This window comes from Streptomyces sp. NPDC107581, from assembly GCF_055657175.1.
On the sequence record NZ_JBVKBH010000019.1, the window covers coordinates 113,168 to 124,643 of the forward strand.

The 11,476-nt window shown below is 72.6% G+C and carries 13 protein-coding genes; 1 reads left to right on the top strand and 12 read right to left on the bottom strand.

Annotation, left to right across the window (positions count from 1 at the left end; genetic code table 11):
- Positions 1 to 55 precede the first annotated feature (55 nt).
- The 9 genes from hypA to ACZ7P3_RS36450 form a co-directional block, all read right to left on the bottom strand.
- The gene (hypA, locus tag ACZ7P3_RS36410) at positions 56 to 403 is read right to left on the bottom strand and encodes a hydrogenase maturation nickel metallochaperone HypA (RefSeq protein WP_472088337.1); all 348 of its coding nucleotides are present in this window, start codon (positions 401 to 403) and stop codon (positions 56 to 58) included.
- A gap of 7 nt (positions 404 to 410) precedes the next feature.
- Positions 411 to 560 (bottom strand): hypothetical protein, encoded by a 150-nt coding sequence (locus ACZ7P3_RS36415; RefSeq protein WP_472088339.1) that lies wholly within the window; start codon positions 558 to 560, stop codon positions 411 to 413.
- Between the two features lie 61 nt (positions 561 to 621).
- Positions 622 to 828, bottom strand: coding sequence for a hypothetical protein (locus tag ACZ7P3_RS36420; RefSeq protein WP_472088341.1), 207 nt, complete (start codon positions 826 to 828; stop codon positions 622 to 624).
- A 20-nt stretch (positions 829 to 848) separates the two neighbouring features.
- Entirely contained in the window at positions 849 to 1,445 is a 597-nt protein-coding gene (locus ACZ7P3_RS36425; protein WP_472088342.1) for a DUF5947 family protein, read from the bottom strand.
- Positions 1,442 to 2,014 (bottom strand): NifU family protein, encoded by a 573-nt coding sequence (locus ACZ7P3_RS36430; protein ID WP_472088344.1) that lies wholly within the window; start codon positions 2,012 to 2,014, stop codon positions 1,442 to 1,444. The genes ACZ7P3_RS36425 and ACZ7P3_RS36430 overlap by 4 nt, the downstream gene beginning before the upstream one ends.
- A complete protein-coding gene (locus ACZ7P3_RS36435) occupies positions 2,007 to 3,800 on the bottom strand; it encodes a nickel-dependent hydrogenase large subunit (protein ID WP_472088346.1) in 1,794 nt (597 codons plus the stop codon). Before ACZ7P3_RS36435 ends, ACZ7P3_RS36430 begins: the two co-directional genes overlap by 8 nt.
- A gap of 64 nt (positions 3,801 to 3,864) precedes the next feature.
- Positions 3,865 to 4,953: an NADH-quinone oxidoreductase subunit B family protein gene (locus tag ACZ7P3_RS36440; RefSeq protein ID WP_472088347.1), complete on the bottom strand. Its 1,089-nt coding sequence runs from the start codon at positions 4,951 to 4,953 to the stop codon at positions 3,865 to 3,867.
- Between the two features lie 57 nt (positions 4,954 to 5,010).
- Positions 5,011 to 6,579, bottom strand: coding sequence for a hypothetical protein (locus ACZ7P3_RS36445; RefSeq protein WP_472088348.1), 1,569 nt, complete (start codon positions 6,577 to 6,579; stop codon positions 5,011 to 5,013).
- Positions 6,580 to 6,675: 96 nt separating this feature from the next.
- Complete coding sequence (locus ACZ7P3_RS36450) at positions 6,676 to 7,575, bottom strand: LysR family transcriptional regulator (protein ID WP_472088350.1); 900 nt, start codon at positions 7,573 to 7,575, stop codon at positions 6,676 to 6,678.
- A 61-nt stretch (positions 7,576 to 7,636) separates the two neighbouring features.
- On the opposite strand from ACZ7P3_RS36450, the gene ACZ7P3_RS36455 reads away from it, so the two are divergent.
- Positions 7,637 to 7,987: a DoxX family protein gene (locus ACZ7P3_RS36455; protein ID WP_472088351.1), complete on the top strand. Its 351-nt coding sequence runs from the start codon at positions 7,637 to 7,639 to the stop codon at positions 7,985 to 7,987.
- Positions 7,988 to 8,132: 145 nt separating this feature from the next.
- On the opposite strand, the gene ACZ7P3_RS36460 is transcribed toward ACZ7P3_RS36455, so the two are convergent.
- The 3 genes from ACZ7P3_RS36460 to ACZ7P3_RS36470 all read right to left on the bottom strand — a co-directional run bounded on the left by ACZ7P3_RS36460 (position 8,133) and on the right by ACZ7P3_RS36470 (position 11,285).
- Positions 8,133 to 9,362, bottom strand: a complete 1,230-nt coding sequence (locus ACZ7P3_RS36460) for a PP2C family protein-serine/threonine phosphatase (protein ID WP_472088352.1) — start codon at positions 9,360 to 9,362, stop codon at positions 8,133 to 8,135.
- Positions 9,359 to 10,486 (bottom strand): FUSC family protein, encoded by a 1,128-nt coding sequence (locus ACZ7P3_RS36465; protein WP_472088354.1) that lies wholly within the window; start codon positions 10,484 to 10,486, stop codon positions 9,359 to 9,361. Before ACZ7P3_RS36465 ends, ACZ7P3_RS36460 begins: the two co-directional genes overlap by 4 nt.
- Positions 10,487 to 10,658: 172 nt before the next feature.
- A complete protein-coding gene (locus ACZ7P3_RS36470) occupies positions 10,659 to 11,285 on the bottom strand; it encodes a DedA family protein (RefSeq protein ID WP_472088476.1) in 627 nt (208 codons plus the stop codon).
- Between the last annotated feature and the right edge of the window lie 191 nt (positions 11,286 to 11,476).

Consider the following 11,476-nt stretch of genomic DNA (forward strand, 5'->3'; position numbering starts at 1 on the left):
CGAGGCACCGGCGGGGCCGCACCCGGTCGGGAGACGCCGGCGGGGCCGTACCCGGTCAGGGCACCGCTTCGACGCCCGTGATCTCCAGTTCCCGTCCGCTGCGCAGATCCTGCGAGGGCCGGTCGCAGCGCGGGCACCAGAAGAACGGCGGCATGCCGAGCGCGAACTCCTCCGCGCACCCGCCGCACCAGGCCCGTGCGGTCACCTGCTCGACGACGAGCCGGGCCGCCGCGAGGGCCGTGCCGTCGCGCGCCACCTCGAAGGCGAAGTGCAGCGCGTCCGGTACCACCCCCGCGAGCTCACCGACCCGGACGGTCACCGACGAGACCTTTTCGGTGCCGTCCGCCCGGGCGATCTCCTCGGCCTGCTCCACGATCGCGGTCGCGATCGACAGCTCGTGCACGGCCGGCTCAGGGGTACCGACGGTTCGCGCGGAGACCACCGGTCATCCGGATGATCCGCAACTCACGTACCACGCTGGGCAGTTCCTTCATCAGCAGGGCCAGTGCCAGGCTGCCCACCAGCACGGCCTGGGCGATCAGCACCTGACGTCCGGACACCGCCGATCTCGCTGTCCTCGCCTTTCCGCAGCGGTTCATCACGCTCACTCCCTGCTCTCTCTCATCCCGGCGAGATGTTCGGCATTTCCTCGATCAGGGAGTCATGCCGTTTCCAGTGGATCCCCGTGGAGCGGCGCGCGTCGGACGTGCCGTCGACGTGGTGTCCGCTCTGATGCTCGTACGGGCCCTTGTTGCCCTGGTGCAGGCCGCGCACATGGCTGGGCGTGTCGGGCTTCGCCTGGGGGCGGCCCACTCTGATGCTGCCCATGCTCGTCTCCTTTCTGGGCTTCACGATCGCTCGGTGAGCTCCGCGAAGAACCGCTCGACGGCCGGCCAGACCCGGCCGCCACCGGACAGGCCCCGCCACTCGCGGCGGACGAGGGCGACCATCCGGAAACAGTCGTCGATGGGCACGATCCAGTGCTCGTCGAAGCCCCGTACGGTGTTCACCAGCAGCGCCTCCACCTCGGGTGCCACGGAGGCGAGCTGCGCGGACCCCGCTGCCAGGCGCTGCCAGGCCGCCGCGTCCACCTCCCAGCGCATGGCCCCGGCCGGGCTCGGCCCCTGTGCGGTGACCGTGCCGTCGGAGCGCGGCACGAAGAACACCAGGCCCACCGGTACGCCCAGTTCCGCCGTGTCGACCGGCGGCAGCCTGAGCCGGCGCCGGGGTACGAGCCGGTGCCGTCCCTCGCCCGCCCCGTCCTCGGCGAACAGGACCGAGCAGGGGTGGCACACGCACCGCACCTGCGCTTCCCCGGTGTCGTACAGGTGGGGGTGCTCCTCGGCCACCGGGGCGGCGCACAGGTCGCACACCTCGGGCTCGTCGGCCGCGGTCCGGCCGGCCGCCGAGCGGATGACACGGGCGAGCGCCCCGTCCACGGTCACCGCGCTCCCTGCGGCTGCGGCGCGGTCCGGCGCTTCAGCGTGGCCAGGGGGACGAAGGCCGGGGCCGCCCGCCGCTCCTCGGCGACCGGTTCCACGGCCGTCAGCTCCGGGGCGGCGGCCAGCACCGCCGCGCGGACGGCCGCCACGATGTCGGCCGACCCGCCGCCGCACCCGGAACCGCACCCGCCGCCGGAGCTGACCCGCACTCGGGCCACCTGCCCTTCGACACCGGCCCACTCCAGGTCACCGCCGCGTTCGCGCACCGCGGGACGCAGCTTCTCGACCGCGCGGGCGGCCCGGCGCTCGACGGGCTCGGGATGCAGGGTGTGCAGCACCAGCAGGTGCCCCAGCAGCTCGTCGTCGGCCAGGTGCTCGCGCAGTGTCTCGTCGGCATGGTCCAGGACCCGGGCGAGCGCCTCGCCGTAGATCTCGGTCAGCAGGCTCACCGACTCCAGCGCCTCGCGCGCGGCCGGTCCGGGCACTGCTTCCAGCCCCGCCAGCACCTCGTCGAGCCGGGCGAGCCGCGCCTCGACGGCCGGATCCGGGAGCCGTACGGCCGGGTCAGCCATGGTTGGCTCCGTAGGTGGGGGAGTGCACGGTCGACAGCGTCTTGCCCTTGCCCATATACATGTGCACCCCGCACGGCAGACAGGGGTCGAAGCTGCGGACCGTGCGCATGATGTCGACGCCCTTGAAGTCGTCGGGCCCGTTCTCCTCGAAGATCGGCTGGCCGTGCACGGCGTCCTCGTAGGGTCCCGGGGTGCCGTAGATGTCGCGCGGGCTCGCGTTCCACGGGGTGGGCGGGTACGGGTGGTAGTTGGCGATCTTCTTGTCGCGGATCACCAGGTGGTGCGAGAGGACTCCGCGCACCGCCTCGTGGAAGCCGCAGCCGATCGCCTCGTCGGGCACCTCGAAGTTCTCGTACACCTTGGTGTCGCCGTCGCGGAGCATGCCCATCGCCTCCTCGAGGAACTGCAGGGCCATGGCGGCGGCGTAGGCGACGAAGTACGGCCGGGCACGGTCCCTCTCAATGGTGTTGCTCCACTTCGGGATGTGCCACTCCAGCGTGGTCTCCGGCAGCGACTCTCCCTTGGGCAGCGAGATGCGCACGCTGCTGCCGGTGGCCTTGACGTACGGCGTGTCGACCAGGCCGCTCAGCGCGGTCGTCCACAGCCGGGCGAGGGGCCCGCCGCCGGTGTCCAGGGCGAGGTGCTCGCCGGTCTGCGGGTGGTGCCAGCGCGGGCTCATCACCCAGCTGTAGTTGCCGTCGAAGTCACGCTTCTGCGGCACCGGCACCGTGGTCTGGTTCCACGGGTGGCGCATGTCGACGGGGTTGCCGAGCGGGTCGTGGGTGACGAAGGGCTCCTCGTTGACCCAGTCCTCGTAGTACGAGCTGCCGAGCATGATCCGCAGGCCGAGGTTGATGTCGACCAGGTTGTTGGTGACCAGCTTGCCGTCCACGACGATGCCGGGGGTGACGTACATCGCCTTGCCCCACTCGTTCATGGTCGCGTAGCGGTAGTCGACGACGTCGGGGTTCTGCCAGGCACCCCAGCAGCCCAGCAGGATGCGGCGCTTGCCGACCTCCTCGTAGCCGGGCAGGGCCTCGTAGAAGAAGTCGAAGACGTCGTCGTTCATCGCCACCGCCTTCTTCACGAAGTCGATGACGTGCATGAGCCGGCTGAGGTAGTCGGTGAAGGTGTTCGGCTGCGGCATCGTGCCGACCCCGCCCGGATACAGCGTGGAGGGGTGGACGTGCCGCCCTTCCATCAGGCAGAACATCTCCCGGGTGACCCGGCTGACCTTCAGCGCCTCCTTGTAGACCTCGCCCTCGAAGGGGTTGAAGGCCTTCATGATGTCGGCGATGGTCCGGAAGCCGTGGATGTTCCCTCGCGGCGCGTCGGTGCGTTCGGCGCGGGCCAGGAGACCGGGGTTGGTGGCCTTGACCATCGCCTCGCAGAAGTCCACGAAGACCAGGTTGTCCTGGAAGAGGGTGTGGTCGAACATGTACTCGGCCGCTTCGCCGAGGTTGGTGATGTGCTCGGCCATCTTCGGCGGCTTGACGCCGTACGCCATCTGCTGGGCGTAGTTGGAGCACGTGGTGTGGTTGTCGCCGCAGATGCCGCAGATGCGCGAGGTGATGAACCCGGCGTCGCGCGGGTCCTTGCCCTTCATGAACACCGAGTAGCCGCGGAACAGCGACGAGGTGCTGTGGCACTCCACGACTTCCCGGTTCGCGAAGTCGATCTTCGTGTAGATGCCCAGGTTGCCGATGATCCGGGTGATCGGATCCCAGGACATGTCCACGATCTGTGCGGGCTTGCGCCCTTTGGTGCGGGACTCCGTGGTCGTCATCTGCGGTACTGCCCCTCGCTGTTCGGGTTCGGCGGATCGATGGCGGGATACGGGTCGGACGGCGTCATGCACGCCAGTGCGGGTCGTAACCGCTGGTCAGCTTGCGCTTGTTGTGGCGCCACTTGGGCTCGTGGTTGACCACGTCGTTGGTCAGACCGCGCAGCCGGCGGATGACGGCCCCGTACGGCTTGACGGCGAGGGTCGACAGCGTGGCCCCGGGCGGTTCGTCCATGAACGGCATGAACGCGTCCGGGAAGCCGGGCATCGTGCAGCCGATGCAGATGCCTCCGACGTTCGGACAGCCGCCGATGCCGGCCATCCAGCCGCGCTTGGGCACGTTGCAGTTGACGACGGGACCCCAGCACCCGGTCTTCACCAGGCACTTGGGCGAGTTGTAGTCCTTGCCGAAGTCGGCCTGCTCGTAGTAAGCGGCCCGGTCGCAGCCCTCGTGCACGGTCTTCCCGAACAGCCACTGCGGACGCAGCATGTGGTCCAGCGGGGGCGGCGGAGCGCTGCCGGCCGCATGCTGGAGCACCCAGATCAGGGTCTCCATGAAGTTCTCCGGCTGGATCGGACAGCCGGGCACGTTGACCACCGGGAGACCGGCCTGTGACCTGAACTCCCAGCCCAGGTAGTCCGCGAGCCCCATGCAGCCGGTGGGGTTGCCGGCCATGGCGTGGATGCCGCCGAACGTGGCGCAGGTGCCCGCCGCCACCACCGCCCAGGCCCGCGGGGCGAGTTGGTCGATCCACCAGTTCAGGGTCTGCGGCTCACCGGTCTCCGGGTCGTTGCCGAACGACGTCCAGTAGCCCTCGCCCTCGATGATGTTCTGGTTCGGGATCGAACCCTCGATGACGAGGATGAACGGGCCCAGGTCACCCCGCGCCGCCGCCCGGTACGGCGCGAGGAAGTCCTCGCCGCCCAGGCTCGGCGAGAGCACCTTGTTGACCAGGTTGACCTTCGGCAGGCCCGGGATGAGACCGAGCACCACGTCCTCGATGGACGGCTGGTCGGCGGCCGTCAGGGAGACGGTGTCGCCGTCGCAGCTCATCCCCTCGGAGATCCAGAGAATGTGGATCTCGTCGATTCCCTTCGGCTCTCCGGCCCGGCCGGGCTCGCCGCGGACTTCGGTGGTACCGCTCTGGGTCGTCATGTCGTCCGCCTTTGCAGCAGTCGGTCGCGGAGTCGGTCGTCGGCGTGCGCCGGCAGGTCAGGGGCGTCCATCGATCCGTCCCTCCTCCGGCCGGTCGGCCGGACGCTGGGGCCGCGGGGACTGCGGCCGGGGTGGGTGGCCGGGGCCCGCCGGACCGGGTGCGTCCGCCGGTGCGAGCGGTTCGAGCTCGTCGGGCCTGAAGTAGTGGAAACGGCCGTACCAGCCGTGCAGTTCGGCGGCGGGGTCGTCGTCGACGGTCACCGCGAGGTGCACGCTGCCGTCCACGTCGTGGAAGACCGCCGCCACCCGCGCGCTCCGGCCGGCCAGGAACATGTCCTGGGCGTCCGCGCCCCGTCCGCGCGGCCGCAGCCGCACCCGGCTGCCGCCGCCGACGGGGACGCCGTCCACGAGCACCGTGTCGGTCGTCGGGGACAGTCCGTCGTCCCCGCCCTCCTGCCACCAGGAGGTCCGGTCGGCGGGAGTCCCGGGCCCGGCGGGCATGACCGGGGTCAGGGAGCGGATCGCTCCGTGGAGCCGGGCGAACACCTCCGGGGGCATGCTGTCGACCCGGTCGAGGATCTGCGCGGCACGCGGGTCGGTGGCCCGGGCCTCGGCCTTCTCCTCGTCGGTCAGAAGCATCGTGCGCAGCGTCAGGATCTCGTCGATCTCCGCCGCGTCGTGCAGGTCGCCCGGGCTCTCCGGCGCCACCTGCGGACGGTCCGGGAGGATGATCGGGGAGGAGAGCACGACCGGTCCGGCCGAACCCGTGTCCTGCGGTGCGCCGCCGAGCACCGGAAAGGTGAACTCATTGCGGCAGCCGCGCACCTGGTCCTGGAGGCCGGCCGGCGGATCGATCAGCGAGACGAACTCCACGCCCGTACCTCCCACCAGCGTGTGCGCCGCGAGCAGCGCGGACCGCAGCGCCTCACCACGCGCGGCCCGGGCATCCGGCGCGCATCCGGTGTTCTCGGTGCGCACGCGCAGCCGGTACACGTCCTCGGCGACCCGCTCGGCCACCACCGCCGTACGCGCCCGGACCTCCTCGCGCCGCCGCACCGCCCGACCTGCCCCCGCGGGGAGCGGCTCCGTCGCCGAGCCCGCGGGCGCCCCGGCCCCGGCGGAGCACTCGCCCCGCAGCAGGTCCGCCAGCGGCCACTGCAGAGCGATCTCGTGCGGGACCGCCTCGTCGAAGGTGAGGTGGGCCGTTCCGTCGTCCGTGCGCAGCGATTCGACCGGACGGTACCGGCCGTCCGGGCCGAGCGCCTCCACCTGCTTGTGCTGCATCTGCAGATAGCGCACCCGTACGCGTACGACCGCCTCGCGCTGACCGCGTACCAGGCACTCGGTCTGCTGGTACCAGGAGTCCGCGGAACCGGAGATGCCCGGCGTGACGGGCCCGTCCGCCTCCGCCCAGTCCCGGGGCAGCAGCACCCCGAACTGCCAGCGGACCCGGTTCTTGGCCGAGGACCGGCGGTACGGATAGAGGAGGTAGCCCTCGTAGAGGACGGCATCGGCGACGGCACTCACCTGCGCGAAGGCATCGCCGGGCACGTCGTACGACGTGCCGTCGGCCGTACCGTCCATGGCGGCGCACGCCACGCCGCTCCCGCCGCCCATTGCCGCCATTCCGCCTCCTTGTCGCAGGTGTACCGGCCGATTCCTTCCACCAAGGTCACACCTCTCACCGGTCCTCGCCCCTCCGGCGGACCGGTATTGCTCCGGTCAGGGGAGAGACCGCGCGATCTCGAGGCAGCAGCGGACGAAGTCCTGCACCACCGGATTGCGGTCGTCGGCGGCGGCCCAGGCCACGCCCACCTGTGTCGGGCTCACCCCGGTGACCGGCCGGAAGACCACGCCGGGACGGGCGTAGAAGCGTGCGGCGGACCGGGGCGCGAGGGCGATGCCGTCTCCGTTGGCGATGGCGTTCAGCCACTCGTCGGGCTGTTCGGTGACCGCGCCGATGCGGACGGGGTGGCCCTCGCGCTCGCCGGCGGCCAGCCAGTGGTCACGCCACGGCCCGGTCTCCTCGGGGGCGGCGACGAACGGCTCGTCCCACAACTCCCGGAAGGCGATGGTGTCGCGGCCGGCCAGCGGGTGCGTGCCGGCCAGGGCGATCCAGCGCGGTTCGCTGAAGAGCGCTTCGACCCGCAGGGCGTCCTGGCCCGGGAAGGGCAGCCGCAGCAGCGCGGCGTCCACGTCCCCGGCGGCCAGGCCCGCGCTCGGGTTCGTCCAGGCCGCCTGGCGCAGTTCGGTCCGCCAGCCGGGCCGGCGCAGGGCGAAGGCGGCGACGATCTCCTGGGTCGCCTCGTTGGCTCCGCTCGCGATGAACCCGACCCGCAGCACCTGCGCGGCCTGCCGCTGCGCGGTGCGGGTGGCGCGCAGGGCCTCGTCCCACGCCGCGAGCACCTCCGGGGCGAGGCGCGCGAGTTCCCGCCCGGGCCCGGTCAGCGCCATCCCGGTCCGCGAGCGGTCGAACAGGCGCACGCCGAGCTGGGTCTCCAGCTGGCGTACCTGCTTGGTGAGGGCGGGCTGGGACACGAACACGCGCTCGGCGGCGCGGGTGAGGCTGCCCTCCTCGGCGACGGCGAGGAAGGAGCGCAGAAGACGGGTGTCGACATCCATTCCACCAGGTTATGGATGCAGGTATTGGACGTCGTGGCGACCGCCGAGGAGGGTGGATGCCATGGAACTCGCCTATGTCGTCGTCACCTGTGCGGCCGTCCTCGCCAACGCCGGAATCGCGGCGGCCGACTTCGCGAAAGCGCCGTTCGTGCTCGCCAACTCCGGCGCGGTCGGCGTGCCGGCCGCCTGGATCCCGCCCCTGGCCCTGCTGAAGACGGCCGGGGCGGCGGGCCTCCTGCTCGGACTGCTGGGCCTGCGCCCCCTGGGCGTTGCGGCCGGCGTCGGCCTGGTGCTCTTCTACCTCGGCGCCCTGGCCGTCCATGTACGGGCACGCGCGCTCGACACCATCGTGTTCCCCGGCATGTTCCTGGCCCTCGCGGCAGCAGCCCTGGCCCTGGTGGCGACGCGGTAGACCTCTCGGCGCACGGGCCCGCAGGTTCCTTGTGCCGGGCCTGGACCTGCACCTGCACCTGCACCTGGACCTGGACCTGGACCTGCACATGCACCTGGGCCTGGACCTGCACCTGGGGACGGGCGCGGGCCGGCTGCGCGTGCGGTCACCTCCGGGCGTCGGCGCCCTCGCACGGCAGACGTTCCAGCGCCACCAGGGCCGCGTCGTCGTCCAGGTCGCCGCCGACGTGGTGCAGCAGGGCGCGGCGCAGGGCCGAGACCATCGCCGGCAGCGGGCGGCCGGCGTGGGCGCGGGTGTGGGCGGTCAGGTCGTAGAACCGGCCCCGGCGGTCGCGGGCCTCGATGAATCCGTCCGTGTAGAGCACGAGCCGGTCGCCCGGGCCGAACGGCACCGTCTGCGCCACCGGATCAGCGCCCAGCAGATCGCCGAGCCCCAGAGGAGCCCCGGGCTGCTCCGGCTGATGGGCATGGACCCGGCCGGCACGGACCACCAGCGGCTCGGGATGACCGCAGTGGACGATGCGGGCCACGGCCTCGCCGGGCGGGAACTCCACCAGCAGTGCCGTCGCGAACCGCTCCGTGAACAGCGCCCCGCTGCCCTGGCCGCCCGGCTCGCTGTCGTCCGGCCCGCCGTCCAGCGCCGCTATGTGCCGCTGGGCGCGCCCGTCCAGCTGCTGCGCCACGGTGGTCAGGGACGGTTCCCGGTCGGCCAGCTCCCGGAACGCGCCGAGCAGCGTCGCGGAGGCCCCGACGGCGGGCAGGCCCTTGCCCCGCACATCGCCGATCAGGATCCGGGTGCCGTACGGGGTCTGCACCGCCTCGTAGAAGTCGCCGCCGATCCGCGCCTCCGACTCGGCCGGCAGATACACGCCGGACAGGGCCAGGGAGCGCATACGGCGGGGGAGCGGGTGCATCAGCGCCCGCTGTGCGGTCTCCGCGACGGAACGGGCCTGGCGCAGCTGCCGTTCCCGCCGCTCCCGCAGCGCACAGGTGCCCAGCGAGGCGAGTCCGACCACGACCAGGGCGCACAGGACGACGTTCGAGTCGGAGGAGCCGTTCTGCCCTGCGTTCGCCTGGAGCAGCACGGTCAGCACGAACGCCGCGCAGCCGAGCGCCGCCGTCGCCCACAGGGGAAGCAGGGCTGCGGCCAGGACGGGTACGGCGGCCATCACCGGGGCGACGTGCAGCCACTCGGGAGTGAGCAGATCCGTGAGCGCGACGGCGGCCATGAGCAGGACGGGAGCGAGCGCGAGCAGCTCACGGGAGCGGGGCAGACGGTGCCACGCGACCGGGTCCCGCCCCTCGCCGTCGGGGAGCGGGTGGTCCTGGGCAGGTCCGCCCGTGGTGTGCCGGGGATCGGTGCGGTGAGGTGTCATCGCTGCGGTGAGGGCCGCTGGGGGCCGGACGTGCGGTGGCGCCGGGCGGGCGGCCGGGACGGGGTGGGCACGGATGTCGTCAGGCAGGTGAGGGCCGTGTCCAGGTGGTGGAGAAGGTTCCGGTCCTCGGTGCGGGCGACCGGCGGACCGCAGCCGGGCCCGCCGAGTCTGGCGACCGCGTGGCGTGCGGCGGGCAGGGCCGGGTGGGGGCGGCCGCCCCGGCAGTCGTACACGCACAGGGCCGTGGTGCGCAGCAGGCGCGCGTACGGCTGCGCGAAGCCTTCGGCGCGCGCGGTGCCCTCGGTCCCGCTGCCGGCCCGGCTCGCCAGGGGGCGCTCGTCCAGGAGCCGCCCGGTCGCGCAGACCTGCTCCTCCACGTCGGTCAGCGCCCGCAGCACACGGCGGTCCAGATGCCACCTGCGGCGCCGCGCCGTCGGCCGCACGTTCCACCGCACGCTCTCGTGCGCCTCCTCCACGGCGGTACGCGCCTCCGCCACGGCGGTGTCGAGTTCATGGCGCCAGGCGGGGCCGAGCACCTCGCGCGGCCGGCCGCGCCCGGCGGCGGAGTCGGCCATACCGTCCAGGTGCCGGGCGAGCAGCGTGCGCAGCCTCTCCAGCGCCCGCTCCGCGGACCGCACGCGCACGGCGGGGAACAGCAGCGCGCTGCACGCCAGGCCGAAGCCGAGGCCCAGCACGATCTCGGCGAGATGGGAGGCCAGCTCGGCCGGATGACGGCCGCGGACCAGGGCGAACGTGATGAGTGCCGTCGTCGGCAGATGCAGTCCGTGGTGGCCGAGGAACTCGTGCCGGGCCAGCAGCACGGAGGCGAACACCACGAGGGCGAGACCGGCCGTGCCCGGCTCGACGTACAGGGCCGTGGGTACGGCGACGACGACGCCGAGCAGGCATCCGGCGGCGTACCGGGCTGCCGCGGCGACCGTGCGCACCACCGTCGCCTCGACGATGAGCAGCGCCGCGACGGCACCCACGTAGGGGTGCGGGGCATGCAGCAGGGCCACGCACGCCTGCCAGGTCAGCCCCGCCGACACGGTGGCACGCGCGGCATCCGCGCACCGTGTTCGGCCGAACGGGAGCGGTGGGGCCGTCATCCGTGCGCTGCGCATGCCTTCCCCGTCTCCTTCCCTGCGCCCGGTTTCCCGGGCCCGCCCCGGCCGGCCCGGAGCAACAGCCGCCCAGGATAATCGGACAAATCGGGCGATTGGCAAATAACGAGCGTTTTATGTCAGTTCCTCCCATTGGGCCCCCTGTCGAGCCCGTTCCTCCCGCCGAACGGAACTACCGCTTCCGGCGCCGCGTCCGGCGGGCCTCCGTCAGCAGGGGCAGCAGGGAGAGTGCGACGATCGCGGCGACCAGCGGCAGCAGGTAGGTGTCGACGTGCGCGACCGATGAACCCAGGAGGTATCCGGCCAGGACGAGGCTCTGGGACCAGAGCAGGCCGCCGACGCACTGCCAGAAGGTGAACGTCCGCACGGGCACGCCGAGCGCACCGGCCGCCGGATGCAGCACGGTCCGCAGCATCGGGACGAAGCGGCCGATCAGCAGCGCCTTGCCGTAGCCGTAGCGCGCCAGCAGCCGCTCCGCACGCGCCGCGGCCTCCCTGATGCGCCGGCTGGAGGTGCGGACCAGCAGCGGGCGCCCGCCGTGCCGCCCGAGCAGATAGCCCACCTGTGCCCCGATGAGGGCACCGGCGGCCGCGCACACCAGCACCTGCCACAGCTCCAGCCGGGGTGCATGATCACCGCTTGCCGCGCACAGCACACCGGCCGGGAACAGCAGCGCGTCCCCCGGCAGGAAGAACCCCACGACGAGCAGGCCCGACTCGGCGAAGATCACCACGAGGACGCCGAGAGCTCCGAAGGCGGCGAGCAGCGAGGCGCTGTCGGTCGGGTCGACGGCGATCACCGCACTCGCCTCCCGGCTCTGCTCGTCGGTCGCATCCCTCAAGTGTCCCGTGGCCTCGGCACGGGTGCCCGGAAGGGATCGCCGACGGGGCCCGGCGCCCGCCCCGGGGACGCTCCCGGGGCAGGGGCAGGGGCAGGGGCAGGGCCCGAATGCGCATCCGGCCGGCGACGACCGGGCACGACCGTGGGCTC

Excerpts from the sequence above, each read along its gene's own strand:
- ACZ7P3_RS36420 (WP_472088341.1), bottom strand. The coding sequence starts at position 828 with ATGGGCAGCATCAGAGTGGGCCGCCCCCAGGCGAAGCCCGACACGCCC.
- ACZ7P3_RS36430 (WP_472088344.1), bottom strand. The coding sequence starts at position 2,014 with ATGGCTGACCCGGCCGTACGGCTCCCGGATCCGGCCGTCGAGGCGCGG.
- ACZ7P3_RS36435 (WP_472088346.1), bottom strand. The coding sequence starts at position 3,800 with ATGACGACCACGGAGTCCCGCACCAAAGGGCGCAAGCCCGCACAGATC.
- ACZ7P3_RS36440 (WP_472088347.1), bottom strand. The coding sequence starts at position 4,953 with ATGACGACCCAGAGCGGTACCACCGAAGTCCGCGGCGAGCCCGGCCGG.
- ACZ7P3_RS36445 (WP_472088348.1), bottom strand. The coding sequence starts at position 6,579 with ATGGCGGCAATGGGCGGCGGGAGCGGCGTGGCGTGCGCCGCCATGGAC.
- ACZ7P3_RS36450 (WP_472088350.1), bottom strand. The coding sequence starts at position 7,575 with ATGGATGTCGACACCCGTCTTCTGCGCTCCTTCCTCGCCGTCGCCGAG.
- ACZ7P3_RS36455 (WP_472088351.1), top strand. The coding sequence starts at position 7,637 with ATGGAACTCGCCTATGTCGTCGTCACCTGTGCGGCCGTCCTCGCCAAC.
- ACZ7P3_RS36460 (WP_472088352.1), bottom strand. The coding sequence starts at position 9,362 with ATGACACCTCACCGCACCGATCCCCGGCACACCACGGGCGGACCTGCC.
- ACZ7P3_RS36465 (WP_472088354.1), bottom strand. The coding sequence starts at position 10,486 with ATGCGCAGCGCACGGATGACGGCCCCACCGCTCCCGTTCGGCCGAACA.